At 73.8% G+C, this 24,809-nt stretch carries 23 protein-coding genes and 1 pseudogene; 12 read left to right on the plus strand and 12 right to left on the minus strand.

Annotated features, from left to right (window positions below):
- The 3 genes and pseudogenes from ACFSHS_RS05025 to pcaC form a co-directional block, all read left to right on the plus strand.
- Positions 1-271, plus strand: a pseudogene (locus ACFSHS_RS05025) (3-carboxy-cis,cis-muconate cycloisomerase); the annotation flags it as partial.
- Positions 268-1,047 carry a 3-oxoadipate enol-lactonase gene (gene pcaD / locus ACFSHS_RS05030; RefSeq protein WP_376872572.1) on the plus strand — a complete coding sequence of 260 codons (780 nt, stop codon included), beginning with the start codon at positions 268-270 and terminating at the stop codon, positions 1,045-1,047. The pseudogene ACFSHS_RS05025 and the gene pcaD, both read left to right, overlap by 4 nt.
- Positions 1,044-1,442 (plus strand): 4-carboxymuconolactone decarboxylase, encoded by a 399-nt coding sequence (gene pcaC, locus ACFSHS_RS05035; protein ID WP_376872574.1) that lies wholly within the window; start codon positions 1,044-1,046, stop codon positions 1,440-1,442. The genes pcaD and pcaC overlap by 4 nt, the downstream gene beginning before the upstream one ends.
- A 54-nt stretch (positions 1,443-1,496) precedes the next feature.
- Here pcaC and pgi read toward each other — a convergent pair whose 3' ends face one another.
- From pgi to ACFSHS_RS05050, 3 genes are all read right to left on the minus strand, one after another.
- Positions 1,497-3,128, minus strand: a complete 1,632-nt coding sequence (gene pgi / locus ACFSHS_RS05040; protein WP_376872577.1) for a glucose-6-phosphate isomerase — start codon at positions 3,126-3,128, stop codon at positions 1,497-1,499.
- A 158-nt stretch (positions 3,129-3,286) separates the two neighbouring features.
- The gene (locus ACFSHS_RS05045) at positions 3,287-3,955 is read right to left on the minus strand and encodes a CoA transferase subunit B (RefSeq protein WP_376872580.1); all 669 of its coding nucleotides are present in this window, start codon (positions 3,953-3,955) and stop codon (positions 3,287-3,289) included.
- Complete coding sequence (locus ACFSHS_RS05050) at positions 3,955-4,779, minus strand: CoA transferase subunit A (protein WP_376872582.1); 825 nt, start codon at positions 4,777-4,779, stop codon at positions 3,955-3,957. Before ACFSHS_RS05050 ends, ACFSHS_RS05045 begins: the two co-directional genes overlap by 1 nt.
- Before the next feature lie 205 nt (positions 4,780-4,984).
- On the opposite strand from ACFSHS_RS05050, the gene ACFSHS_RS05055 reads away from it, so the two are divergent.
- Positions 4,985-5,368 (plus strand): TFIIB-type zinc ribbon-containing protein, encoded by a 384-nt coding sequence (locus tag ACFSHS_RS05055; RefSeq protein WP_376872585.1) that lies wholly within the window; start codon positions 4,985-4,987, stop codon positions 5,366-5,368.
- Between the two features lie 19 nt (positions 5,369-5,387).
- Here the strand turns inward: ACFSHS_RS05055 and ACFSHS_RS05060 are convergent, their stop codons facing one another.
- Positions 5,388-6,383: an anti-sigma factor RsbA family regulatory protein gene (locus ACFSHS_RS05060; protein ID WP_376872588.1), complete on the minus strand. Its 996-nt coding sequence runs from the start codon at positions 6,381-6,383 to the stop codon at positions 5,388-5,390.
- Positions 6,384-6,688: 305 nt separating this feature from the next.
- Between ACFSHS_RS05060 and ACFSHS_RS05065 the strand changes: the two genes are divergently transcribed.
- The 3 genes from ACFSHS_RS05065 to ACFSHS_RS05075 all read left to right on the plus strand — a co-directional run bounded on the left by ACFSHS_RS05065 (position 6,689) and on the right by ACFSHS_RS05075 (position 10,184).
- Positions 6,689-8,113, plus strand: coding sequence for an NADP-dependent succinic semialdehyde dehydrogenase (locus tag ACFSHS_RS05065; protein WP_376872591.1), 1,425 nt, complete (start codon positions 6,689-6,691; stop codon positions 8,111-8,113).
- A gap of 267 nt (positions 8,114-8,380) precedes the next feature.
- A complete protein-coding gene (locus tag ACFSHS_RS05070) occupies positions 8,381-9,208 on the plus strand; it encodes a hypothetical protein (protein ID WP_376872593.1) in 828 nt (275 codons plus the stop codon).
- A 112-nt stretch (positions 9,209-9,320) separates the two neighbouring features.
- Entirely contained in the window at positions 9,321-10,184 is an 864-nt protein-coding gene (locus tag ACFSHS_RS05075; RefSeq protein WP_376872595.1) for a class I SAM-dependent methyltransferase, read from the plus strand.
- 4 nt (positions 10,185-10,188) lie between these two features.
- On the opposite strand, the gene ACFSHS_RS05080 is transcribed toward ACFSHS_RS05075, so the two are convergent.
- From ACFSHS_RS05080 to ACFSHS_RS05090, 3 genes are all read right to left on the minus strand, one after another.
- On the minus strand, positions 10,189-11,814 hold the full coding sequence (locus ACFSHS_RS05080; protein WP_376873177.1) for a peptide chain release factor 3: 1,626 nt from the start codon (positions 11,812-11,814) through the stop codon (positions 10,189-10,191).
- Between the two features lie 145 nt (positions 11,815-11,959).
- On the minus strand, positions 11,960-13,819 hold the full coding sequence (locus ACFSHS_RS05085; protein ID WP_376872598.1) for a sugar phosphate isomerase/epimerase and 4-hydroxyphenylpyruvate domain-containing protein: 1,860 nt from the start codon (positions 13,817-13,819) through the stop codon (positions 11,960-11,962).
- The gene (locus ACFSHS_RS05090; protein ID WP_376872601.1) at positions 13,809-14,696 is read right to left on the minus strand and encodes a shikimate dehydrogenase; all 888 of its coding nucleotides are present in this window, start codon (positions 14,694-14,696) and stop codon (positions 13,809-13,811) included. The genes ACFSHS_RS05085 and ACFSHS_RS05090 overlap by 11 nt, the downstream gene beginning before the upstream one ends.
- Before the next feature lie 168 nt (positions 14,697-14,864).
- Here ACFSHS_RS05090 and ACFSHS_RS05095 point away from each other — a divergent pair, with 168 nt between their 5' ends.
- The 3 genes from ACFSHS_RS05095 (at position 14,865) to ACFSHS_RS05105 (ending at position 17,465) form a co-directional block, all read left to right on the plus strand.
- Complete coding sequence (locus ACFSHS_RS05095) at positions 14,865-15,557, plus strand: TetR/AcrR family transcriptional regulator (RefSeq protein WP_376872604.1); 693 nt, start codon at positions 14,865-14,867, stop codon at positions 15,555-15,557.
- A 286-nt stretch (positions 15,558-15,843) separates the two neighbouring features.
- Entirely contained in the window at positions 15,844-17,193 is a 1,350-nt protein-coding gene (locus ACFSHS_RS05100; RefSeq protein ID WP_376872607.1) for an MFS transporter, read from the plus strand.
- A 95-nt stretch (positions 17,194-17,288) separates the two neighbouring features.
- Positions 17,289-17,465 (plus strand): hypothetical protein, encoded by a 177-nt coding sequence (locus tag ACFSHS_RS05105; protein WP_376872610.1) that lies wholly within the window; start codon positions 17,289-17,291, stop codon positions 17,463-17,465.
- Between the two features lie 77 nt (positions 17,466-17,542).
- Here ACFSHS_RS05105 and pdxY read toward each other — a convergent pair whose 3' ends face one another.
- On the minus strand, positions 17,543-18,394 hold the full coding sequence (pdxY, locus tag ACFSHS_RS05110) for a pyridoxal kinase PdxY (RefSeq protein ID WP_376872612.1): 852 nt from the start codon (positions 18,392-18,394) through the stop codon (positions 17,543-17,545).
- A gap of 144 nt (positions 18,395-18,538) precedes the next feature.
- Here pdxY and ACFSHS_RS05115 point away from each other — a divergent pair, with 144 nt between their 5' ends.
- Positions 18,539-20,554: a S41 family peptidase gene (locus tag ACFSHS_RS05115; RefSeq protein ID WP_376872615.1), complete on the plus strand. Its 2,016-nt coding sequence runs from the start codon at positions 18,539-18,541 to the stop codon at positions 20,552-20,554.
- Here the strand turns inward: ACFSHS_RS05115 and ACFSHS_RS05120 are convergent.
- Positions 20,551-20,991, minus strand: a complete 441-nt coding sequence (locus tag ACFSHS_RS05120; protein ID WP_376872617.1) for a VanZ family protein — start codon at positions 20,989-20,991, stop codon at positions 20,551-20,553. The genes ACFSHS_RS05115 and ACFSHS_RS05120 overlap by 4 nt on opposite strands.
- Complete coding sequence (locus tag ACFSHS_RS05125; RefSeq protein ID WP_376872619.1) at positions 20,988-21,470, minus strand: hypothetical protein; 483 nt, start codon at positions 21,468-21,470, stop codon at positions 20,988-20,990. Before ACFSHS_RS05125 ends, ACFSHS_RS05120 begins: the two co-directional genes overlap by 4 nt.
- 123 nt (positions 21,471-21,593) lie before the next feature.
- On the opposite strand from ACFSHS_RS05125, the gene ACFSHS_RS05130 reads away from it, so the two are divergent.
- Positions 21,594-22,130 (plus strand): GNAT family N-acetyltransferase, encoded by a 537-nt coding sequence (locus tag ACFSHS_RS05130; protein ID WP_376872622.1) that lies wholly within the window; start codon positions 21,594-21,596, stop codon positions 22,128-22,130.
- A 35-nt stretch (positions 22,131-22,165) separates the two neighbouring features.
- Here the strand turns inward: ACFSHS_RS05130 and ACFSHS_RS05135 are convergent, their stop codons facing one another.
- Together ACFSHS_RS05135 and ACFSHS_RS05140 are read right to left on the minus strand one after the other, a co-directional pair.
- Positions 22,166-22,996, minus strand: coding sequence for an IclR family transcriptional regulator domain-containing protein (locus ACFSHS_RS05135; RefSeq protein WP_376872624.1), 831 nt, complete (start codon positions 22,994-22,996; stop codon positions 22,166-22,168).
- A 135-nt stretch (positions 22,997-23,131) separates the two neighbouring features.
- Positions 23,132-24,613, minus strand: coding sequence for an amidohydrolase family protein (locus tag ACFSHS_RS05140; RefSeq protein ID WP_376872627.1), 1,482 nt, complete (start codon positions 24,611-24,613; stop codon positions 23,132-23,134).
- Between the last annotated feature and the right edge of the window lie 196 nt (positions 24,614-24,809).

A 24,809-nucleotide genomic window follows, 5' to 3' on the forward strand; every position in this document is an offset into this window, starting at 1 on the left:
CACGGTGGCCGCCGCGCGCGACCCCGAGCTGGCCGCCGGGCTGGCCGACGCCCTCACCCCGGCGGTCGGCCGGGGTGCCGCCCACGACGCCGCGGCCGAGGCCGTGCGCGAGGCGGCCCGCGGCGGCCGGTCGCTGCGCGAGGTGATCCGCGCCCGCGGCGACGTCGACGTGGACGCCCTGCTCGCCGCCGTGCCCGACACCGGAGAGGCCGCGGCGCAGGTCGACGCGGCGCTCGCCGACCACCGCCGACTGATCGAGGGGACCCCATGAGTGCGATCGCCGTGTCCTACACCGTCGACGGCGCGGCCGACGCGCCGGTCGTCGTCCTGTCCAACTCGCTGGGAGCCACGCGGGGCATGTGGGATCCGCAGGTGCCCGCCCTCGCGGAGCGCTTCCGCGTGGTCACCTACGACACCCGAGGGCACGGCGAGTCGCCGGCGCCGGCCGGGCCGTACACCCTGGACGACCTGGTCGACGACGTCGTCGCGCTGATGGACGAGGTCGGTGCCGAACGGGCGCACTTCGCCGGGCTCTCGCTGGGCGGGATGACCGGGATGCGCCTGGCCGCGCGGGAGCCGGCACGCGTGCACCGCCTCGCCCTGCTGTGCACCTCGGCGAAGGCCGACCCGCAGGGCTTCCGGGAGCGGGCGGCGGCCGCCCGGTCCGCGGGCACCGCGTCCCTGGCCTCCACCGTGGTCAGCCGTTGGCTCACACCCGCCTACGCCGCCGCCCACCCCGGTCTGGTGGCCCGGCTGGAGGCGATGATCGCCGCGGCCGACGACGAGGGCTACGCCGCCTGCGCCGAGGTGGTGGCCGATCTCGACCTGCGCGGCGACCTCGGCCACATCACCGCCCCGACCCTCGTGGTGTCGGGAGCCGAGGACCCGGCCCTGCCACCGGACCACCAGCGGCTGATCGCCGAGGGCATCCCCGGGGCCGAACTGCTGACCGTGAGCCCGGGCGCCCACCTGCCGAACCTGGAGCAGCCGCTGCAGGTGACCGGCGCACTGCTCGGCCACTTCGACGCGGCCGGGGCCGCCCGGTGAGCGAGCCGACGACGGACGACGCGCGGCGCGAGGCCGGCATGCGGACCCGTCGCGAGGTCCTCGGCGACGCCTGGGTCGACCGGGCCGTGGCGGGCACGACGCCGTTCACCGCCGGCTTCCAGGACTTCATCACCCGCACCGCCTGGGGCGACCTGTGGCAGCGTCCCGGCCTGGCCCGGCGCGACCGCAGCCTGCTGACCCTGGCCATCACCATCGCGCTCCGGCACTGGGACGAGTTCGCCCTGCACGTGCGGGCCGCGAAGAACAACGGCCTCACCGACGAGGAGATCGCCGAGGTCATCCAGCACAGCGCGGTCTACGCCGGCGTCCCGGCCGCCAACCACGCCTTCAAGGTGGCCGCCCCGATCCTGGAGGAGCTCCGCGGCGAGGGTTGAGCACCCACCCCGTCGGTTCGTGCACCGGCGGTCGGCTCGTGCACTCGATGCGATTCACGCCGGGCGGCCGCGGCCCTCCCGCAGGTAGCGGACCAGCGCGTTGGTCGAGGAGTCCGAGTCGTACTCGGGGGCCCGCTCGCTCTGCAGCTTCGGGGCGAGCTGGTTGGCCATCACCTTGCCCAGCTCGACCCCCCACTGGTCGAACGAGTTGATGCCCCACACCACGCCCTGGGTGAAGACCCGGTGCTCGTAGGCCGCGACCAGCTGGCCCAGCGTGCTGGGCGTGAGCTTCGGGGCCACGATGGCGTTCGACGGGCGGTTGCCCGGCATCACCCGGTGCGGCACGACCGCCTCCGCCGTCCCCTCGGCGGCCACCTCCTCGGCCGTGCGGCCGAAGGCCAGCGCGCGCGGCTGGGCCAGGAAGTTGGACAGGAACAGGTCGTGCATGCCGTCGAGGTCGTGATGGGGCTGCGCGAAGGCGATGAAGTCGGCGGGCACGAGCACCGTGCCCTGGTGGAGCAGCTGGTAGAAGGCGTGCTGGCCGTTGGTGCCCGGCTCCCCCCACACGATCTCACCCGTCGGGACGTCGACCGGTGACCCGTCCAGGGTGACGGACTTGCCGTTCGACTCCATGCACAGCTGCTGCAGGTAGGCGGGGAACCGCGCGAGGTACTGCGAGTAGGGGAGCACCGCCTGGCTCTGCGCCCCGAAGAAGTCGACGTACCAGAGCGAGATCAGCCCCAGCAGGGCCGGCACGTTCTCCTCGTACGGCGCGGTGCGGAAGTGCTCGTCGACGGTGTGGAACCCGTCGAGCATGTCCCGGTAGTGGTCCCGCCCGATCGCCACCATCAGCGAGAGCCCGATCGCCGAGGTGAACGAGTACCGGCCGCCGACCCAGTCCCAGAAACCGAACATGTTGGCGGTGTCGATGCCGAAGTCGGCGACCTTCTCGGCATTGGTCGAGACGGCGACGAAGTGCTTCGCGACGGCCTTCTCGTCGCCGCCGAGTCCCTCGACCAGCCAGCGTCGCGCCTCTCGCGCGTTGGTCAGGGTCTCCTGGGTCGTGAACGTCTTCGACGCCACGATGAACAGGGTCGTGGCGGGGTCGAGGTCGCGGACCGCCTCGGCCAGGTCGGTCGGGTCGATGTTCGAGACGAACCGGAAGACCAGCGAGCGGTCGGAGTAGTCGCGCAGGGCCAGGTAGGCCATGGCCGGGCCAAGGTCCGAGCCGCCGATCCCGATGTTGACCACCGCGCGGATCCGCTCGCCGGTGGAACCGGTCCACGCGCCGCCGCGCACGCGGTCGGCGAAGTCCGCCATCCGCTCGAGCACCTCGTGGACGTCGCGCCGCACGTCCTGGCCGTCGACCCGCAGCCCGCTCGGCGCCGGGTCGCGCAGGGCGACGTGCAGGACCGCCCGGTCCTCCGTGCCGTTGATGTGCTCGCCCCGGAACATGGCCTCGGTGCGCTCCCGCAACCCGGCGCGCTCGGCCACGGCCGCCAGCAGCCGGATCGTCTGCCGGGTCAGCCGGTTCTTCGAGTAGTCGAGGACGAGGTCGCCGGCCCGGCAGGTGAGCTGCTCGCCGCGGTGCGGGTCCTCGGCGAAAAGGTCCCGCAGGTGGCGGTCCCGGACGTCGCGGTGGTGGTCGGCCAGCGCCTGCCACTCCGCGCTCTCGCTGATGCGCACGTGCCCCTCCTGCTCACGACCGGTGTCCCCGCCCACCTTTTCGCAGCGCGGCGCCGTCGGCGACCCGGGGTCCGTCGTCCCGACGGGGTGCGCCGGGCCCCGTCGGCGGCGTCCGGGCGGGCCACGGCGCACTTCTTCCGCGCGTTCCGCGCGGCAGCTCAGACGGTGGCAGGCAGGGGCATCGTGCGGACGTCGTCGGCGACGGTCAGCGGGGCGCCGGTGGCGGCCACCACCTCGTCGGCGGTCACGCCCGGCGCGACCTCGCGCAGCACCAGCCCCTCGTCGGTGACGTCGATGACGGCGAGATCGGTGATGATGCGGTCGACGCAGGCCTTGCCGGTCAGCGGCAGGGTGCACTCCTCGACGATCTTCGCCGAACCGTCCCGGGCGACGTGCTCCATCATGATGATCACCTTGCGGGCGCCGTGGACCAGGTCCATGGCGCCGCCCATGCCGTTGACCATCTTCCCGGGGATGAGCCAGTTGGCCAGGTCGCCCCGCGGGTTGACCTGCATGGCGCCGAGCACGGCCACGTCGAGGTGCTGGCCGCGGATCATCCCGAACGACAGCGCCGAGTCGAAGAAGCTGGCGCCGGGCAGGATGGTGACGGTCTCCTTCCCCGCGTTGATGAGGTCGGGGTCCTCCTCGCCCTCGAAGGGGTAGGGCCCCACACCCAGGATGCCGTTCTCGCTGTGCAGCACCACGTGCACGTCGTCGGGGACGTAGTTGGGCACCAGGGTGGGCATCCCGATGCCGAGGTTGACGTACTGCCCGTCCTCCAGCTCGAGGGCCACCCGGGCGGCGAGCTGCTCACGGTCGAGTGCCATCAGGCGCGTCCTCCGAAGGTGGGGTCGGTCGGGCCCTCGTCGCCGGCGGCCGCCGGGGCGTCGAAGCCGGCCTCGCCGCGGGGCCGGGTGGTGCGCTTCTCGATCTTCTTGCCCTCGGGGCCCACGACGACGACGCGGTCGACGAACACCCCGGGCAGGTGCACGTCCTCGGGCGTGATCTCGCCGGGCTCGACGAGCTCCTCCACCTCCGCGATCGTGATCCGGCCGGCCATGCCGGCCAGCGGGTTGAAGTTGCGCGCCGACTCGTGGAACACCAGGTTGCCGTGCCGGTCGCCCACGGCGGCGCGGACCAGGCCGAAGTCGGCGGTCAGCGCGGTCTCGAGCACGTACTGGTGGCCGTCGAAGACCCGCACCTCCTTCGGCGCGCTGGTCTCCACGACATTGCCCTCGGCGTCGTAGCGCACCGGGATGCCGCCCTCGGCCACCATCGTCCCCACGCCGGTGGGCGTGTAGAAGGCCGGGATGCCGGTGCCGCCGGCGCGCAGCCGCTCGGCCAGCGTGCCCTGCGGCGTCAGCTCCACCGACAGCTCCCCGGACAGGTAGAGGCGGGCGAGCTCCTTGTTGCCGCCGACGAAGGAGCTGATCGTGCGGCTGATCCGGCCCGCGTAGAGCAGCACTCCCAGCGCCTGGTCGTCGACGCCGCAGTTGTTGGAGATGGTGGTGAGATCCCGCGCGCCCTGCTCCAGCAGCGCGTCGATCAGAGCGATCGGCACACCGCAGAGGCCGAACCCCCCGACCGCCAGCGTGGCGCCGTCGGAGACGTCGGCGACGGCCTCCCGCGCCGAGGCGACGACCTTGTCCATGGTCAGCCCCTCCGCACGGCGGCGCCGGCGCCCCGCGTCTCTACCCAGTGCGTCCGATCCACCAGCGTGCTCCCATCGCTCAGAACTGCGGTGCCCCAGTATTGCCGCCGACGGGCGGATCCCCGACGTGCGGGCACCACTGGACGGAATGGCGGCCGCACCCATGGCGTGGGAACTCCGCGGCCCCGGCCCCCGTTGCGCGGGCATGGAGCTGACCTGTCCGAAGTGTTCCGGGACCATGCGGACCTACGAGCGCAACGGCGTGCACGTGGACCAGTGCACCGAGTGCCGCGGCATCTTCCTCGACCGCGGCGAGCTCGACCGGCTGATCGACGCGGAGAACGCCTGGCACGGCGGTGGCACGGCCGCGACGGAGGCCCCGGGTCGTCAGCAGCCGGGCCACCAGCAGCCCGGCTACCAGCAGCCGTCGCACCAGTCCGCGGGGTCGGGCGCCGGCCTCGGCGCCGTGGTGGGCGAGGTGCTGCGGCAGGTGCAGGGGTCCAAGCACTCCGGGCACGCGTCGGGGCACTCCTCGGGCAGCTACCACCGGCGCAAGAAGGAGTCCTTCCTGGGCGACCTGTTCGGCTGAGGCCGGCTGCGCCGGGCGGTCAGCCCACGCGGAGCGTGAGGCGGACGTGGGCGCCGTCGTCGTCGCCGAAGATGTCGACGTGGTCGCACAGCTGCCTGGCCAGCCACAGGCCCATGCCGCCGCGGGACAAGTCCTCCCCGTGCGCGGGACCGTACCCGGCGAACGGGTCGTCGAAGCCGGGACCGTGGTCGTCGATCCGGCACACGAGGCGGTCGTCGCCGACCCACAGCCGCAGGCTCACCGGCGGCTTGCCGTGGCGCACGGCGTTCGAGGTCATCTCGTCGACCGCGAGCAGGTAGTCCTCGATGGCGTCGCGCGGGGCGTCGACGGTCGCCAGCTCGGCGGCGACGGCGTGCCGCAGGCCGATGAAGTCGGCCACCGACAGCGCCGACAGACGGGGCGGGGTGCTCTCCAGCGGATCGACGGGGATCGGGAGCGTCCGCAGGTAGTCGGCCGGGTCGACGAAGTCGCCGTTGGGGAACCGGCCTGCCGGCGTCACGACGGAGCTGTGGGTCCGGCGGGCGGACTCGAGGATCGGCTCGGGCAGGCGCAGGGTGTCGAAGACGCACAGGCCCCAGAGCGGCCAGTCCGCCAGAGCCCGGTTGATCACGGACTCGTAGCGCTGCCACTCCAGCCAGTCGCGCTCGGTCTGCCCGAAGTCGACCTCGCCGACGACGCGCACCTGGCGCACACCGTGGGCGGAGCGCTCGTCGGCGAGCTGCCGGAAGGTGGTGATGGCCGTGGGCGTGCGCGCCCGGTAGACGTCGCCGCGTTCGAGGACGTGCACCCGCGGGTCCCCGTCCACGGCGTCGCGGAGGATCGAGGCGGTCCCGGCGCTGGTCGCGACGACGGCGGCATCACCGGCCGCCAGGCCCTCCAGCAGGAACGGCACCGCCACCGCGACCAGGTCGTCGTGGTGGTCGTACAGCAGCGCGTCGTGCACGTAGGAGCCGGTGCTGTGCAGGTGGTCGGCGGCGGGCGCGTGCGCTCCGTCGCCCGTCGACCACGCGTTCACTGATCCCCCGCAGATGTCTGGTGCCGCCCGGCACCCGGGGCTGCCGTCCCCACGGTAGAGCAGATCCGGCGGGCGAGCGGGAACGACGCCGAGCGACGTGCCACACCACCGTCCCTCGTCCCCCCTCGGCCACGCCCCGGTCCGAGGTGTCCGTTCCGGCGCGGCTCGATCGACCCCGGCCGCCACGGGGGGCCGTCGCGACGCCGGAGCCGGCCGCCTGCGGACCTCGATCGGGACGATTGCCCGCCCGGCCCGGCGGGCAGGGGAGCAGGGCATACGACGCAGTACGAGCAGGGGAGCTCAGCATGGCCATCGCCACGATCAACCCGGCCACCGGCGAGACGCTGAAGACCTACGAGCCGTTGTCCGACGAGGCGCTCGAGGACAAGATCGCCCGCGCCGCCGAGGCGTTCCGTTCCTACCGGCTGACGACACCGGAGCAGCGGGTGGGCTGGCTGCGGGCGGCCGCCGACGTCCTGGACGCCGACGCCGACAGCGTGGCCGAACTCATGACCACCGAGATGGGGAAGACGCTGGCCGCGGCGAAGGCCGAGGTGGCCAAGTGCGCCAAGGGTCTGCGCTGGTACGCCGACCACGGCCCCGCGTACCTGGAACCGGAGCGCAGGGACGCGGAGGCCGTGGGGGCCACCGACGCGTACGTCGTCCACCAGCCGATCGGCGTGATCCTGGCGATCATGCCGTGGAACTTCCCGCTCTGGCAGGCCATGCGGTTCGCCGCCCCGGCGCTGATGGCGGGGAACGTGGGCCTGCTCAAGCACGCGAGCAACGTGCCGCAGACCGCGCTGTACCTGGAGGAGGTCTTCCGCAAGGCGGGCTTCCCAGACGACGTGTTCCAGACCCTGCTGATCGGCTCGGGCACCATCGAGCGGGTGCTGGGCGACGACCGGGTGGCCGCGGCGACCCTGACCGGCAGCGCGCCGGCGGGCCAGTCGGTGGCCTCGATCGCCGGCGACGCGCTGAAGAAGACGGTGCTCGAGCTGGGTGGCAGCGACCCGTTCATCGTCATGCCCTCGGCCGACCTGGACAGGGCGGCCGAGGTGGCCGTCACGGCCCGGTGCCAGAACAACGGGCAGAGCTGCATCGCCGCCAAGCGCTTCTTCGTGCACACCGACGTCGCCGAGGAGTTCACCCGGCTGTTCGCCGAGAAGCTGGGCGCCCTGACGGTCGGTGACCCGATGGACCCCGGCACCAAGGTCGGTCCGCTGGCGACCGAGTCCGGGCGGGACGACGTCGAGAGGTACGTGCAGGACGCCGTGGACAAGGGGGCGACCGTGGTCGTCGGCGGCCGGCGACCCGATGGCCCCGGCTGGTACTACCCGCCGACCCTCCTGACCGGGATCACCCCCGAGATGGCGCTGTACTCCGAGGAGGTGTTCGGCCCCGTCGCCGCGCTGTTCACCGTCGACAGCCTCGACGAGGCGATCGAGATCGCGAACAGCCACCCGTACGGCCTCGGTGCCAACCTGTGGAGCGAGGACGAGGAGGAGCGCGCCCGGTTCATCCGCGACGTGGCCTCCGGCATGGCCTTCATCAACGGGATGGTCACCAGCTACCCGGAGCTGCCCTTCGGTGGAGTGAAGCAGAGCGGCTACGGCCGTGAGCTGACCGAGCTGGGGATGCGCGAGTTCATGAACGCCAAGACGGTCTGGATCGGCCCGCCCAGCAGCGAGCAGGGCGAGGGCGACACCGGGGCGGCCGCCTCCGAGTGACGGGGGCCTCCCGGCACCCCGCGGCCCCCGTCCGCATCCCTGGTAGCGGCGCGACAGGGACACCTGCGGAAGACCTGCCCGCGAGCTCTGCCGCTGCCCACCGTCGTGGGTAGCGGCAGAGCTGCGCAGGGGTCCGCCGTGCCCGGGCAGACCACCGCCGGCAGCAGTCCGTCGGCCGTGGACCCACCGGCTCCGCCGACGGCCCACGAGCGAGCCCCGGAGCGGGGTGCGGTCGGGCGCGTCCGCCGACGAGGGACAGTGGTGGGCGTGTTCGACGTCGACTGGATGGGTCTGCTCACCCGTGAGGTGCTCCGGGAGCGTGCCGCGGAACTGATCGCCGAGGCCTGCGCGTGGTCGGTCGGGATGTCCGACCAGCCGCACCACCTGCGCTCGGGCGGCCGCATCGTGGCCACCGGGCTGACGGTGGGGGAGCGCGCCGCGCACGGCCTCCCGCTCAGCGGCGACGAGGACGGCCGGCTCGATCTCGGCGACGCGCAGCCCGGCAGCTTCCAGGACGCCCTCAACTCGGTGGACGCGCACGGCACCGTCGCGGCCGACCGGTTCGACACCGACGTGCTCCACCCGTTCGTCCACGCCACCTGCCTGGCCGCGGCGGAGCGAGCCCGGCGCACCCAGCCCGACGCCTGGGCCGAGCTCGCCGACGACGTGGGTGAGGACGCGGCCGACCTCGACGACGTCGTCCGGGCCGGTGGCTGGGAGGCACCCCTGCGGATCGACGCCGAGCACCTGGTCCTGGCGGCGCTCCGCGACGTGCCGTTGATCGAGGTGGAGGCCGAGGGGCTGCCGCTCTCGCTGGTGCGCGCGGCCGAGTCCGTCGCCCGGGGCGCCGCGCAGGGATCTGCGGCCCCGACCTCGGACGACCTGGCGGGCTCCCTCTTCCTGGCCCGGGCGGCGGTGACCGCGACCGGGGCGCCGCTCCCCGTCGGGCCGGAGGCCGCGGAGCGGCTGGTCGAGGAGCTGCTCGGTCACGGCCTGGAGCCCGACGAGCTCGTCGCCGTCCTCCCGCGCCTCCCGCTGCAGCCGGCCACCGTCGACGAGGTCGTCGCGATCGTCCGGGCGGCGGGGACCGGGTGAGAGTCCTTCGGCCCTGTCCGTCCGCCGTCCGCGGGGGCCACCCTGACCACCGCTGTGCAGGACCCGGTGATGCGGGGGCGCCGGGAGACTCCGGACCAAGGACGGCCGACCCGTGACCTCGACCACCGGTACCCCCGCCGACGCCGACCGCGCCCTCAAGGCCAGGCACCGGTCCATGTGGGCCTCCGGCGACTACCCGAAGCTGGCCGCCGACCTGCTGCCCGAGCTCGGCGACGTCCTGGTGCGGGCGTGCGGCGTGACCGGTGGCCACCGCGTCCTCGACATCGCCGCCGGCTCCGGCAACGTCGCGATCACCGCCGCCCGGACGGGCGCGAGCGTGGTGGCCAGCGACCTGACGCCGGAGCTCTTCGACGCGGGCAGGGCGCTGGCGGCCGCCGAGGGCGTGGAGCTGGAGTGGCGCGAGGCCGACGCCGAGGCGCTGCCCTTCGCCGACGGCGAGTTCGACGTGGTGCTGTCCGCCATCGGCGTCATGTTCGCGCCCCACCACCAGGCGGCCGCCGACGAGCTGGTCCGGGTCTGCAAGCCGGGAGGCCGCATCGGCATCATCAGCTGGACGCCGGAGGGCTTCATCGGTCAGCTCTTCGCGACGATGAAGCCCTACGCGCCCCCGCCGCCACCCGGTGCCTCGCCTCCGCCGCTGTGGGGACGGGAGGACCACGTGCTCGGGCTTCTCGGGGACCGGGTCACCGACGTGACCACGGAGCGCCGGACGCTGACCGTCGACCACTTCGACCGGCCCGAGGACTTCCGCGACTACTTCAAGGACGTGTACGGCCCGACGATCGCGGTGTACCGCTCGCTGGCCGAGGAACCGGAGCGGGCGGCCGACCTCGACGCCGCCCTCCTCGACCTGGCCCGGCGTTTCGACCGCGGCCACGGCTCGACCGTCCTGGACTGGGAGTACCTGCTCCTGACGGCGACGAAGCGACGGGAGCAGGTGCCCAGCCCGCGGTAACCCCTCAGAGCTGGGCGGCGACCAGGGACTCCAGGAGCAGGTCCGGGTGCTTCTCCTTGAACACCCGCAGGCTCCACTTGTCGCCGAACACCGCGACCAGCTCACCGTTGGTGCGCTGCAGCACCTCGGCGCCGCGGGCGGTCGACACGAGGGGCGCGGACGCCTCGTCGGTGCGCAGCGCCAGGCCGTAGGGCAGCGGCTCCAGCTCCACAGGTGCACCGAACTGGTGCTCCATGCGGTGCGTGGCCACCTCGAACTGCATCGGCCCGACGACGGCCAGGACCGGTGCCTGCTCGCCGCGCCGGTCGGAGCGCAGCACCTGGACGACGCCCTCGGAGTCCAGCTGCTCGATGCCGCGGCGGAACTGCTTGTGCTTGGCGGTGTCCCTGCCGCGGCAGACGGCGAAGTGCTCCGGCGCGAACGTCGTGAGCGGCGGGTATGTCACCGGACGTCCGGCGTAGAGGGTGTCGCCGACGCCGAGGGCGGCGGCGTTCACCAGGCCGACGACGTCGCCGGGATAGGCGACGTCGATGCTCTCCCGCTCCCGGCCGAAGACGTGCTGGGCGTACTTCGTCGCGAACGGGCGGCCGGTGCGGGCGTGGGTGACCACCATGCCGCGCTCGAAGACGCCCGAGCAGATCCGGATGAAGGCGAGCCGGTCGCGGTGGGCGGTGTCCATGCCGGCCTGCACCTTGAACACGAAGGCGCTGAAGGGGTCGGTCAGCTCGCGCGTGGTCCCGTCGGCGTCCGCGAGCCCGGTGGGGGCAGGGGCGAGGCCGACGAGGGTGTCGAGGAGCGCGCCGACGCCGAAGTTGGAGACCGCGGAGGCGAAGAGGACGGGTGTGGTCACGCCGTCGAGGAACAGCGACTGCTCGTGGTCGGCGCCGGTGGCGGCGAGCAGGTCGACCTCCTCGACGGCCTGCCGCCAGGCGTCGCCCTCCCGGGCCAGGGCGGCCTCGGCCGACAGGGTCTCCTCGGGGGCGATCGTGGCGCCGCCGGCGGTGCGGGTGAACCGGCGGTAGGAGCCGTCGGAGCGGTCGAGCACGCCGCGGAAGTCGCCGGCGATGCCGACCGGCCAGGTGAGCGGGGTGGGGGTGAGACCGGTCCGCTCGCTGATCTCGTCCATGAGCTCGAGCGCGTCCTTGCCGGGCCGGTCCCACTTGTTGACCACGGTGAGGACGGGGATGCCGCGGTGCCGGCAGACGGCGAACAGCTTCATCGTCTGCGCCTCGAGACCCTTGGCGGCGTCGATGAGCATCACGGCGGCGTCGACGGCGGTGAGCACCCGGTAGGTGTCCTCGGAGAAGTCCGCGTGCCCGGGGGTGTCGAGCAGGTTGATGACCGCCTTGTCCTCACCGGGCCCGTACTCGAACTGCAGGGCGGCCGAGGTTATGGAGATGCCGCGGGCCCTCTCCAGGTCCATCCAGTCCGACACCGTGCCCCGGCGGCCGGCCTTGCCGTGCACCGCGCCCGCCTGGCCGATCACGCGGGCGTGCAGGGCGAGGGCCTCGGTCAGCGTGGACTTCCCGGCGTCCGGGTGGCTGATGACCGCGAACGTGCGCCGGCGAGCGGCCTGCGCGACGACGTCGTTCCGCCCAACGGGCGCCGTCCGCTCGTCCAGGGCGCTCATCGGCACGCCGCCAGGGCAGCACGGAACCGACCGAGCGCGAAGGGGGGCATCCCTCGACAGTAATCGGGCGCGGGGGGCCGACCGCGCGAGTGCGCCCGAGAGCACACCTGGCGGGCTCGGGACGGGTGCCTCCTGGCGCGATCGCCTACGCCGTGGTCCGCGTGCGGAGGCGGCGGTGTGCGGCCATCCGCACCGCGGCGTTGGCCGTGCCGTACCCGTCGTAGCCCTCCAGGCGCTGCACCACCTCGAAGAAGACGCGGGAGCCCAGCACCTCGGTCGCCAGGTGCAGGTAGCGGCCGTGCTCGTCCTCGTCGTAGAAGAGCCCGCACTCCCGCATGTCGGCCAGCAACCCGGGGTCCAGCTCGAGCCGGGCATCGAGGTCGTCGTGGTAGTTGGCCGGCACCGCCAGCAGTGGGGTGCCGGCCGCGCGGAGCGCCCGGGCGGCGGCGACGACGTCGTCGGTGGCGAAGGCGATCGACTGGGGAGCCGGGACGCCGGGTGCCCATTCCCCGCGGCGCAGCAGGGAGACGTGGATCGCGAGCCGGACCGCCCGCCCGGGACCGGTCACCGCCCGGCTGCGCACGATGCCGAACGGGGCGGCGACCTCGGTGACGCTCTCGGGCCCGAGCCCGAGGACCGCCCGGTAGAACAGCCCCGCCTCGTCGAAGGAGTCGAACGGCTGGGTGAGCGACACGTGGTCGACACGGGTCAGGCCCGCGCCCGCGCCCGGGACCGCGCCGGTCGGCAGGAAGTCGGCGGGCCAGCCGTCGGGGCCGGTCCGGGTGAAGAAGATCTGCGTGCCGTCGGGTGCGGCGACGGCCGACAGGTCGGCCTCGGCGACGCCGCGGGTGCGGGGGAGGACCGGGGCGAGGAACGCCTCCGCGCGCGCCGCCGACCGGCCGGGGTCCTCGCTCTCCAGCGCCAGGGCCGCCACCTCGGCCACACCGGCCCCTGTCGGCCGGACCACGGAGGCGTTGAGCAGGACCCGCGCCCGCCCCTGCTCCCACAGCTGCACCGGCTTGGACCGGTGCTGGCCGGTGTGGGTGAAGCCCAGCGCCGCCAGCGCGCCGCCGACCTGGGGTCCCGACAGCCCGTCGACGGCGAGCTCGGTGAACGCGTAGCCGGTCAGGGACGGCGCCGGTGGCGGCGCACCGGTTCCGGGTCGGGGACGCCGCACCGCGAGCGCCTCCTCCAGCCAGAGGAGCGAGCGCATGGCGTCGACGGCGGTCCGTGCCGGGTCGGCCTGGCGGAACACGTCGTTGAAGACCTCCAGCGACAGGGGACCGGTGTAGCCGGCCGCGAGCACGTGGTCGAGGAAGCCGGGCAGGTCGAAGGCGCCCTGGCCCGGGAAGAGCCGGTGGTGGCGGCTCCACTGGAGCACGTCCATGTCGATCCGCGGGGCGTCGGCGAGCTGGAGGAAGAACAGCTTGTCGCCGGGGACCTCGGCGAAGCCCGCCGGGTCCCCGCCGCGGGAGAGCACGTGGAAGCTGTCGAGGCACAGGCCCAGCGCGGGGGAGTCGGCGCGGCGGACCACGTCCCAGGAGCGGTCCCACGTGGAGACGTGCCGGCCCCACGCCAGGGCCTCGTAGGCGATCCGCACCCCACGGTCGGCGGCGAGGCCGGCGGCCGTGGCGAGCTGCTCGGCGAGCCGGTCGGCATCGGCGACGGCGTCGGCCGCCACCGACGAGCACACCAGGACCGTGTCGGTGCCCAGCTCGGCCATCACGTCGAACTTGCGCTCGGCCCGCCGCAGGTTGCGGGCGAAGCGCCCCGGGTCGGTGGAGTCCAGGTCGCGGAACGGCTGGTAGAGGTCGATCGAGAGGCCCAGGTCGGCGCAGCGCGCGGCCAGTTCCTTCGGCGCCCACGGCGCGGCGATGAGGTCGGGCTCGAAGACCTCGATGCCGTCGAACCCGGCCGCGGCGGCCGCGGCGAGCTTGTCCTCGAGCGTGCCCGACAGGCACACCGTGGCGATCGCCCGCCGGCCCCGTGCTCCCTCAGCGGACACGGGCGTCCGGTCCCGCGCCCACGAGGCCGCCGAAGTGGGCCAGCATGCGCTCGGCGTCGGGCTCGATGCCGGTGAACAGGCGGAAGGCGTCGACGGCCTGGAACACCGCCATGCCGCCCCCGTCGAGCACCCGGCAGCCGACCGCCCGGGCGGCACGGACGAGGGCGGTCTCCAGCGGGCGGTAGACGATGTCGGCGACCCACAGCTCCGGGCGCAGCGAGTCGGCCGGCACGGGGAGGCCGGGGTGGGCCGCCATGCCGGTGGGCGTCGCGTGCACCAGCCCGTCGGCCGTGGCCAGGGCCGCGGCGACGTCGGCGGCGGGGCCGCCGATGGCCCGGCCGGGGCCGAACCGGTCGGAGAGGGCGGCGGCCAGGCCGCGCGCCCGCCACTGGTCGACGTCGAGGATCGTCAGCTGGCCGGTGCCCAGGGTGAGCAGGGCGTGCGCCACCGCCGCGCCCGCGCCGCCGGCCCCGAGGAGGACCACGGAGGTCAGCGGGGCGTCGGGCAGGCCACGGTCGAAGGAGCGGGCGAAGCCCGACCAGTCGGTGTTGTGGCCCACCGCCCGCCCGTCGCGGAGGACGACGGTGTTGACCGCGCCGAGCGCGGCGGCGTCGGGGGACAGCTCGTCGAGGTGCTCGAGGACGAGCTGCTTGCAGGGGTGGGTGACGTTCAGCCCGTCGTACCCGGCCAGGCGGGCGGCGCCGAGGATCTCGCCGATCGCCGTCGCCGGACGGTCGAGGACGTCGAGGTCCAGGCGCCGGTACAGGTAGCGGAGCCCGAGCTCGTCGGCCTCCCGCTCGTGCAGCGGGGGCGTCAGCGAGGGGCCGATGCCGCTGCCGACGAGACCGACGAGGTAACTGGAGGAGCTGCGGCTCACGAGGGGCCTCCGGGATGTACCAGTTGGTGAGTTAGTTCTGAGGGGACCACATCCGCGGGGCGCGCGCCAGCCCTCCGGGCGATCCGGGTCACACCTCCTGGCGGGCGGGTCCGGACGGAGCGGCCGTGCGCCCTAGGCTCGGAGGATCCGTCGACCTGGGGGAGTGTCGTGACCGCGCAGCCGTCCGAGCCGGTGTCGTCCGCGGGCGAGGGCGCTCCGGAGGTGGCTGCCGTGGGCACCGAGCGGATCAGGGACGCCGAGCGGACCCGCGCCGACATCCTCGCCGTCGCGACGCGGGAGTTCGCCGACCGGGGCTACGCCGGCGCCCGGATCAACGAGATCGCCGACAAGACCAGCACCACCAAGCGGATGATCTACTACTACTTCGGCGGCAAGGAGCAGCTCTACGTCGCCGTCCTGGAAGAGGCCTACCGCCGGATCCGGGGCCTCGAGCAGCAGCTCGACGTCGAGCACCTCGACCCGGTCGAGGCCATCCGCGAGCTCGCCGGTCTGACCTTCGACCACCACGAGTCGCATCCGGACTTCATCCGGCTGGTCAGCATCGAGAACATCCACCGCGCGCAGCACATCGCGCGCTCGACCGTCCTGTCGGGGCTGGCCAATCCGGCCGTCGACGTGCTCAGTGCGATCCTCCGCCGCGGCTGGGACGCCGGGCTCTTCCGGGACGACGTCGACGCGCTCGACGTGCACCAGGTCATCAGCGCGTTCTGCATCTTCCGGACGGCGAACCGGCACACGTTCGGCGCCATCTTCGGGCGCGACATGCTCGACCCCGCCCGCCGGGAGCACCAGCGGCGGATGCTCGGCGACCTCGTCGTCGCCTACCTCACCGCGCGCTGAACCCGGCAGCGGCGCCCCTCGGACGTCGCCGACCGGAACTGCTCCGTCTCCCCCCGGTCGCTTGACAAGGTGACTGCGGTCACCTCACCATCTGGTACGTAACCAGTTGGTACATACGCGACTGGGGACGCGCACCGCGCCCGACCAGGGCGGGGGAGCGGGCGGCCGGTGACCCCGGGCGCCGCGCGCCGCACAGCACCGCCGCACGCTGACCGCACCGGGCCCGGCCCGGCCGCCCACCCGGCACGACCCGATCGATGCCGCTGGTCCTCCCAGGAGAACGCCCATGAGCACCACCACCGCAGCCGGTGGCCCCGCGACAGACCGCGTGCCGAGGAAGGCGGCGATCGCCAGCTTCGTCGGCAGCATGCTCGAGTACTACGACTTCTTCATCTACGGCTCGGCCGCGGGGCTGGTGTTCCCGACGGTCTTCTTCGCCGACAGCGATCCCGCCACCGCGACCCTCCTGTCGCTGGCCACGTTCGGCGTCGCCTACGTCGCCCGGCCGCTCGGGGCGGTCGTCATCGGTCACTTCGGCGACAAGCTCGGTCGCAAGAAGATGCTCGTCCTGACCCTCCTGCTGATGGGCGTCTCGACCTTCCTGATCGGCGCCCTGCCGTCCTACGCCGCCATCGGCGTGGCCGCGCCGATCCTGCTGGTGGTGCTCCGCGTCCTGCAGGGCCTGTCGGCCGCCGGCGAGCAGAGCGGCGCGAACTCGCTGACCATGGAGCACGCTCCCGAGGGGCGGCGTGGCTTCTTCACCAGCTTCACGCTGAGCGGCACCCAGGCCGGCCTGATCCTGGCGACCCTGGTGTTCATCCCGGTCGCCGCCCTGCCCGACGAGCAGCTGTTCAGCTGGGGCTGGCGGATCCCGTTCTTCCTCTCCGCGGTCGTGGTCGCCGTCGGCTACTGGGTGCGGCGGACCCTGCCCGAGACGCCGGAGTTCGAGAAGGTCGAGCAGGAGCACGCCGTGGCGAAGCTGCCGGTGGCCGTCCTCTTCCGGGACCACTGGTCGAGCGTGCTCCGCGTGATCCTGTGCGCGCTGGTGTCGGTCGTGAGCACCGTCGTCGCCACCTGGTCACTGGCCTGGGCCACCAACGACCTGGGGCTGGAGCGGTCGACGTTCCTGTGGGTCATCGTCGCGGCCAACGTCGTGGCGCTGGGCGCGATCCCGATGTGGGCGAGGCTGTCCGACCGGATCGGCCGCCGGCCGGTCTTCGCCCTGGGCGCACTCGGCTCCGCCGTCCTCGTCTTCCCTTTCCTGTGGGCCGTGGGACAGGCGAACTTCCCGCTGATCTTCCTCTTCGGGGTGCTGCTGTCCGGGGTCGTCTACTCGGCCGCGAACGGTGTGTGGCCGACCCTGTACGGCGAGATGTTCGACACCCGGGTGCGGTACTCCGGCATGGCGATCGGCACGCAGATCGGCTTCGCGCTCGGCGGCTTCTCGCCGACCATCGCGGCGGCGATCGTCGGCGACGGGCCGAACGGCTGGGTCCCGGTCGCGGTGCTCACCGCCGCCGCCGCCACGGTGGCCGGTCTCTGCGCGCTGACCGCCCGCGAGACCGCGCACGTGCCGCTCGCCCGGCTGGGGATGCCCGACGCCCGTGTGCCCGAGCGGGAGGCGCTGCCCGTCTGACCGGATCCCCTGTGGGCCCCGGCTGCGGCCGGGGCCCACAGGCATGTCCGGCGCCGGGCGCGTGTCGCAGCACGCCCACGGGTAGGGGCCCGGGCATGGCGAAGAACAACGACCAGGACGCCCAGCGCGCTGCCGCCCGCGAGGCGAAGAAGCAGGGCATCGCGCCCAGCGCGGCCGGGGCGACGACCGGCGCCTCGAAGCAGATCGAGCACCACCGGCACGGCGACGACCGGCACGAGCACTCCAGCGCCCAGGGCAAGAGCAAGACCTGACGCCGCGGGCGCTCGCGCACGAAAGCACCGGTCCGCAGGCACGGACGGGTGCTGTCGTGCGCACGGGCGAGGGGGTCTCAGACCTCGGTGACCTCGAAGGTGCGCGTCGGTGAGACGAACTCCTCCTGGGCGGCGACCAGCAGGATCTCCCGGGAGCCGGCCTCCTCGGTCCGCTTCAGCAGTCCGAACACCGAGGCCGCGGCGCGCCCGAGGGCGTCGGCGGCCGAGCGGGTGTCGAGCCAGTGGGCCAGGAACAGCGCCGCGATCGCGTCGCCGGCGCCGTTCACCGACACGTCCAGCCGCGGGGTGCGCACGCGGAAGTGCCGCCCGCCCTCCGAGGCCAGCAGGTCGACGGCGTCGTCGGGGGTGTCGTCGGTGACCAGTGACGTCGTGAGGACCACCCGCGGGCCGAGGCCCTGCACGGCGGCGACGGCGTCCTCGACCTCGGACAGGGAACGCGTGGTCCGGCCCGACAGCAGGTCGAGCTCGAAGTGGTTGGGCGTGACGATGTCGGCGGCCGGCACCGCGACCTCGCGCATGAACTCCTCGATGCCCGGGCGCACGAAGATGCCCCGGCCGACGTCGCCGATGACCGGGTCGCAGCAGTACACGGCGGCGGGGTTGGCGGCGCGCACCTTCGCCACCGTCTGCACGATGGCGTGCCCGATGTCGGCCGACCCCATGTAGCCGGAGAGGACGGCGTCGCACGTGCCGAGGACGCCGCGGTCGACGATGCCCTGGACGACCTCGTCGATGGCCTGCCCGTCGAACACCCGGCCGGTCCACGCCCCGTACCCGGTGTGGTTGGAGAACTGCACCGTGTGGACCGGCCACACCTCGATGCCGAGCCGCTGCAGCGGGAACACCGCCGAGGAGTTCCCGACGTGCCCGTAGGCGACGTGGGACTGGATGGAGAGGACGCTGACCACGGGGGAGAAGGTAGATCCCCAGCCGGTCCGGCGGCGCCCGGGGGCCCGTGACGCCGCGGTGACGGCCGGGGTGCTATCCCCGCACGGGGCCGCCCGGTCCCGCGCCCCGGCTGCCCAGGCAGCCCGACCGGCGAGGCGGATGCGATGGCTCTGGCCACCTACGTCGAGACGTCGTCCCCTCCGCGGGCTCCGGACGGCAGCGCGGCCGACCTCCTGCCCGCGGACCTCACCGTCGCCTACGGGCCCGCGGCGACCCCGGTGCCCGGCTCCGTGCCGCTGGCCGACTTCCTGGCCACGGCGGGCACGCTCACGCACGCGGAGCGGCTGGTCCTGGTCGACCAGGCGCTGCTCCTGCTGGAGGGCAACTACGTCCACCTGCCGCTGAAGTCGGCCATGCACGCGGTCAACCCGGTGCAGCGGCTGCGCCTCCTGCGCGCCCGGCTTCTCCGGCAGACCGACGCGACGATGGACCCCGAGCGCACCTTCCACCTGGAGCTGTCCGGCGTCTTCCACTCCGTGCGCGACCTGCACACCAACTACCTGCTGCCCGCGCCCTTCAACGGGCAGATCGCCTACCTGCCGTTCCAGGTGGAGCGGTGCACCGACGCCGGACGCACGGTGTACCTGGTCAGCCGGGTCGCGCCGGGCCACGACGCGGCTCCGTTCGGGGTCGGCGTCGAGATCACCCACTGGAACGGCGTGCCGATCGAGCGGGCGGTGGCGGTGAACGCCGACCGGTACGCGGGCAGCAACACGGCGGCCCGCCTGGTCCGTGGCGTCGACTCGCTGACCGTCCGCCCGCTGCGGCTGCACCTGCCCCCGGACGAGGAGTGGGTGACCGTCAGCTACGTCGACGCCCACGGGGTGCACCACGAGCTGCGCGAGCAGTGGATGGTGGCGGCCAACGCCCCCGCCATGGCCGACGACGAGGACGTCGTCACCGACGCGAGCGCGTCGATGGGCCTGGACCTGCTGGCCGACGAGAACGCCCGCGCCCGGGCGCTGCTGTTCGCGCCGACGGCGGTCGAGCGGCAGTACACCGCCGGCGCGCCCGACCTGGACACCCGCCCCGTCGCCGCCGGGGGCGAGGTGACCACCACGATGCCCCTGGTGTTCCGCGCCCGCAGCGTGCGCACCGCGGCCGGCACCTTCGGCCACCTGCGGGTCTTCACCTTCCGCGTGCCCGAGCCGGGCGCCTTCGTCGACGAGTTCGTCCGGCTGCTCGGGCTGCTGCCCCAGGAGGGCCTCATCCTCGACGTCCGCGGCAACGGCGGCGGCAACATCGTGGCCGCCGAGTGCATCCTGCAGACCCTGACACCCCACCGGATCACCCCCGAGCCGGTGCAGTTCATCTGCACCCCGCTCAACCTGGAGATCTGCCGGCGGCACACCGACAACCCCACGACGCGGGTGCCCCTCGGACGCTGGTTCCCGTCGATGGACCAGGCCGTCGAGACCGGCTCGGTCTACTCGTCGGCCTTCCCGCTGACGCCCGAGGACAAGGCCAACGCGCTCGGCCAGCAGTACTTCGGGCCCGTCGTCATGGTCACCGACGCCCGCTGCTACTCGGCCACCGACATCGTCGCCGCCGGCTTCCAGGACCACGCCATCGGCCCGGTCCTCGGCGTCGACGACAACACCGGCGCCGGGGGCGCCAACGTCTGGCCGCACCACCTGCTGCGAGCCCTGCGCAACACCCCGCCGGACCCGGACACGCCCTACACCGCCCTGCCGAAGCAGGCCGACATGCGCGTGTCGATGCGGCGCACGCTCCGGGTGGGCGCCCTCGCCGGCACCCCGGTCGAGGACCTCGGCGTCCGCCCGGACGTGCGCCACGACCTGACCCGGCGGGACGTGCTCGAGCGCAACGTCGACCTGCTGGACGCCGCCGGCGCCCTCCTGGCCGGTCGTCCGGTGCGCTGCCTCCGCGTCTCCGCGACCCCCGCGGTGGACGGGTCGTTGACCGTGGAACTCGTGCTCCGGGGCCTCGACCGCATCGACATCCGCCTCGACGGGCGGCCGGTGGGCACGTCCGACGTCGGCGACGAGGACCTCACCGTCGTCGTCCTGGCTTCGGCGGGTGCCGGGTCGGTGCGGGTCGAGGGCTTCTACCGAGGGGAGCTCGTGGCCGCGCGCACCGAATCGGTGTCGCGGACCTAGGGCCGGGCCGACCGGATCCCGCCGCCGGGCAGGGTGCGCGGGGCGGTGCGCAGTCGCGCCGCCAGGAGGCCGGCCAGCACCGCCCCGGCCGCGTTGAGCAGCGCGTCCAGGGGTGAGACGACGCGGCCCAGCGGGAGCAGCCACTGCAACAGCTCGATGGTCGCGCCCGCGGCGACGGCCGCGACGGCGAGCCGGTGGGGTGCCGACAGCGCCGGCCGGCGGAGGACGGCGAGCGCCGCGAGCGGCCCCAGCAGGGCGAGGTTGCCCAACAGCTGGAGCATGGCGGCGCCCGACCCCCACCCGGTCGCGTACCACTGCAGCTCGGCCACGGGCGCGCCCCAGGCCCAGCCGTGTCCGGTCGGGACGAGGGTGAGCAGCGCGACCCCCACCAGCGCCGTGGCCACACCCGCGTCGAGCACCCGGCGGGGCGGCGTCACGGCGGTCCTCCGGGCACCGCCCACGCCGCCTGCTCGGCGAAGGCGCTGATCGCGGCGGCGCCCAGCGCGTCGATCTCGACGGCGAGGTCGCGCAGCGGCACCGGGTCCCCGGACCGCAGGAGCGCCGCCAGCCGCGTGCTGATCCGATGCACCCGGGCCGCGCCGGAGATGTCGGCGACGTCCTCGTCCGGGTCGGTGCGCGGCGGGACGTCCCACGGCTGGCCGAGCTCGTCGCTCAACCGCGGGAGTCGCCGCAGCAGGTCGGCGCAGGACGCGGCCAGCCGCCACCACCTCCCCGCCTCCAGCGCGGTCAGCCCGCCGGTGGCCGCGGTCGCCCAGCGCAGGAGACCGACCACGTCGTGCCAGACGACGTCGGAGACGACGCAGGCGACGGCGGTCCGGGGGAACGGCCGCCGGGCGAGCACCACGTCGTGGGCGGTCGGCGGGTCGAAGAGCCAGCGGTGCGGGTCGTCGTCCATGCCTGCACACCGTGCGCCGCCGACCACCGGGCAGGCTGGGGGCCGGCTGTGCATCGGCTGGCAAGCCGCACCTGGCCCCACCCCGCGGCCGGGACAGCCCCGGCGGAAGGAGATCATGGCGGCGTGACGACGACCGGTCCGGGCACCGTCCGCGACGCCGTGCCGGGCGACGCCGTCCGCTGCGCGCAGATCTACGCCCCGTACGTCAGCGACACCGCGATCTCCTTCGAGATCGAGCCGCCGTCAGCCGAGGAGATGGCCCGGCGGATCGCCGAGGCGCAGCGCGGGCACGCCTGGCTGGTGCTCGAGGACGCGGGGACGGTGACCGGGTACGCCTACGGCGGGCCCTTCATGAGCCGGGCCGCGTACCGCTGGTCGGCCACCGTGAGCGTCTACCTCGACGGCGCCCGCCGCCGCACGGGCGGTGGCCGGGCGCTGTACGGGGCGCTGTTCGACCGGCTCCGCGAGCGCGGCATCCGCACCGTGCTCGCCGGCGTCACGCTCCCGAACGAGGCGAGCGAGGGACTGCACCGTGCGCTGGGCTTCTCGCCGGTCGGCACCTACCGCCGGGTGGGCTGGAAGCAGGGCCGGTGGCGCGACGTCGCCTGGTACCAGCGGCACCTGGTCGACGACGACGCCCCGCCGGTGCCGTTGCACTGACCGGCGGGACGGTCCCGGGCGGGACGGCGCCGGCGTCAGGCGGTGGCCGATTCCCCGTCGGCGCGGCGGGGGATCTCCACGTGGGGCCGGGTCTGCCAGAGGGCCCACTCGGCACTGACCTCGCCCGCCGTCCGCAGCAGGCGGGGGAGGTGCTCCTGGAGCAGCCGCTCGGTGGAGGTCTCGGCCGCGTGCACCGTCACGTTCATCGCCGCCCGCACCAGGCCCGCGCCGTCCCGGACCGGGACGGCCACAGACCGCACCCCTGGGGCGAGCTCCTCGTCGGCCAGCGCCCATCCCCGGGCGCGGACCTCGGTGAGCTCCTGCCGCAGGTCCTCCGGCCCCCGGCCGGTGCAGGGCGGGAGCCCGGACCGGCTGGGGACGGCGAGGGTCGCCTCCAGCTCGGCGGGGGAGAGGGCCGCCAGGAGCACCTTGCCCTGGGACGTCTGGACCGCCGGGAACCGCGTGCCGATCTCCACCCGCAGCGTGATGATCTTGGGTACCGAGACGCGGGCCACGTAGACGATGTCCGAGCCGTCCAGCTGGGCCATGGAGGAGGACTCGCCGGTCTCGGCGACCAGTGCCTCCAGATGCGGCCGGGCGATGTCCCACAGCCCCAGCGACCCCACGTAGGCCATGCCGAGCGTGAGCACCTTGGGGGTCAGCGAGAAGGCGCCGTCGGAGGAGCGGACGAAACCCAGCTCCTCGAGCGTGAGCAGCAGGCGCCGGGCGGTGGGCCGGGCCAGGCCCGCGGCCGCGGCGACCTCGGTCAGCGACATGCTCCGGTGCTCGGCGTCGAAGCAGGCGAGGACGTCGAGCCCCCGCGCGAGGGCCTCCACGAAATCGGGGCCGGTGCCGCGCCCTGCCATCTGCTCGTTCCCTTCGTTCCCCCGGGCGGACGCCCCGTCGGGTCGTGCGCCCGGGTCCGAGAATGGCACGGGGAGGACCGACGACCGCGGTCCTCCCCGTGTCGGCGTCCGGAAGGGGTCAGCGCCCCTCGCCGTTCAGCGTCCGAGCACGCGCTCCTCCCCGCCGGCGCGCTTCCCCTCGTCCTTGTAGTCGGTGTACTGGTACGGGTTCTCCAGGATCTCGGCCTCGGCGGCGGGCATCTCGGGGAACATGCCCTGCTGCCACGCCTCGTCGCCCATCTCCGAGCGCAGGTACTCGATCGTCGACTCGATCTCCCGGCGCACCGGGGCGAGGTCGATGCCGACCAGCTTCCCGCCGTGCTTCACCACCCGGCCGTCGACGATGACCGTGTGCACGTCGCCCCGCTGGGCCTGGAAGGCCACGTGCCCGAAGGGGTTGAGCAGCGGGAAGGAGACGGGGGAGTCGTCGTTCCTGATCAGGACGACGTCGGCCTTCTTGCCCGGCTCCAGCGAGCCGAGGTCGTCGCGGCCGATCGCGTGCGCGCCGCCCCGCGTGGCCCACTCGACGACGCGCTGGGCGCGCAGCCGCAGGTGCGTGACGGTCTCGCCCTTCAGGTGCGCGTCCATGTGCTCGGCCATCCGGTCGGCGTTAAGCGTCGCCCGGATGGCGGAGAACATGTCGCCGCTCCACCACACGCTGGTGTCCATCGACAGCGACACCGGGATGCCGTACTGCAGGACCTGCTCGGTGGGCGCGTGCCCCTGGCCGGCGCTGCACTCCGACTCGGTGGCCACAGAGATCGAGCCGCCGGTCGCGGCGATCCGCTGGTAGCTGTCCCTCGTCAGCGTCGAGGCGTGGACGTAGACCGTCTCCGGCGTCATGAAGCCGTGCTCGTGCATCAGCCGGATGCCGTCGTCGTTGGTGGCCCCCCAGACGCCGGCGTGCGTCGTCACCGGGATGCCCAGCTCGCGGGCCACCTCGAACGCCGCCTTCTCGGGAAAGGCCGGGTCGCCGGTGACGTCGAAGGCGATCTGCACGCCCATCATGTCGTCGGCGTCGTCGCGCAGCCGTTCGAGCAGCGCACGGACGGCGGGGTCGGCGCTCCACTCCCACGGGCCGGCCTGGATGTTGCCGTAGGCCATGACGAACCGGCCCGGCACCGACCGCAGCGCCTCGAGGGCGGCCTCGCCGTGGTCGATGGTGTGCAGGTTGTGCGACCAGTCGACGGTCGTGGTGACGCCCGCGTCGAGCGACTCGATGGCCGCCAGCCGGTTGCCGGCGGCGATGTCCTCGGGCCGGAACTTCCTGCCGTGCTCGAGGTAGTACCAGACGAAGTACTGGGTGAGCGTCCAGTCGGCGCCGTAGCCGCGCATCGCGGTCTGCCACATGTGCCGGTGCGTGTCGATCATCCCGGGCATGACGATGCCGCCGCGGGCGTCGATCTCCTGCGTGCCCTCCGGCACCTCGAGACCCGCGCCGACCGCCGCGATGCGATCGTCCACGATGAGGACGTCGGTGTCGGGGAGGACGCTCCCTGCCCCGTCCATCACCAGCACCGTGCCGTTGCGCAGCACCACCGGGCGACCGGGTGCCGGGGTGGGCTCCGGGTGGGTCATCGTCTCCTCCTGAACGTCGTCGTTCAACGCGGACAGACGTCCGCAGAGCGGTCGCTCGATGCGACGCCGGTCACCGTCGCGGTCGCGCACGCCTTCTGTCAAGACGTCCCGGCCGGTTTCGTTGCATCGCGGAGCTGCGGGTTGACAGTCGAGCGCCGGTCTGTCGAGACTGCCCGGGCGGGTCCGGACGAGCGTC

It is taken from the genome of Blastococcus deserti (genome assembly GCF_042682525.1).
Taxonomy (GTDB): Bacteria; Actinomycetota; Actinomycetes; order Mycobacteriales; family Geodermatophilaceae; genus Blastococcus_B; species Blastococcus_B deserti.

Bases quoted from the DNA above. Each gene is read 5' to 3' on its own strand.
- ACFSHS_RS05140 (WP_376872627.1), bottom strand. From the start codon at position 24,613: ATGACCCACCCGGAGCCCACCCCGGCACCCGGTCGCCCGGTGGTGCTG.
- ACFSHS_RS05080 (WP_376873177.1), bottom strand. From the start codon at position 11,814: ATGAGCGCCCTGGACGAGCGGACGGCGCCCGTTGGGCGGAACGACGTC.
- ACFSHS_RS05045 (WP_376872580.1), bottom strand. From the start codon at position 3,955: ATGGCACTCGACCGTGAGCAGCTCGCCGCCCGGGTGGCCCTCGAGCTG.
- ACFSHS_RS05105 (WP_376872610.1), top strand. From the start codon at position 17,289: ATGGCGAAGAACAACGACCAGGACGCCCAGCGCGCTGCCGCCCGCGAG.
- ACFSHS_RS05115 (WP_376872615.1), top strand. From the start codon at position 18,539: ATGGCTCTGGCCACCTACGTCGAGACGTCGTCCCCTCCGCGGGCTCCG.
- pcaD (WP_376872572.1), top strand. From the start codon at position 268: ATGAGTGCGATCGCCGTGTCCTACACCGTCGACGGCGCGGCCGACGCG.
- ACFSHS_RS05100 (WP_376872607.1), top strand. From the start codon at position 15,844: ATGAGCACCACCACCGCAGCCGGTGGCCCCGCGACAGACCGCGTGCCG.
- ACFSHS_RS05055 (WP_376872585.1), top strand. From the start codon at position 4,985: ATGGAGCTGACCTGTCCGAAGTGTTCCGGGACCATGCGGACCTACGAG.
- ACFSHS_RS05050 (WP_376872582.1), bottom strand. From the start codon at position 4,779: ATGGACAAGGTCGTCGCCTCGGCGCGGGAGGCCGTCGCCGACGTCTCC.
- ACFSHS_RS05065 (WP_376872591.1), top strand. From the start codon at position 6,689: ATGGCCATCGCCACGATCAACCCGGCCACCGGCGAGACGCTGAAGACC.
- ACFSHS_RS05135 (WP_376872624.1), bottom strand. From the start codon at position 22,996: ATGGCAGGGCGCGGCACCGGCCCCGATTTCGTGGAGGCCCTCGCGCGG.
- ACFSHS_RS05125 (WP_376872619.1), bottom strand. From the start codon at position 21,470: ATGGACGACGACCCGCACCGCTGGCTCTTCGACCCGCCGACCGCCCAC.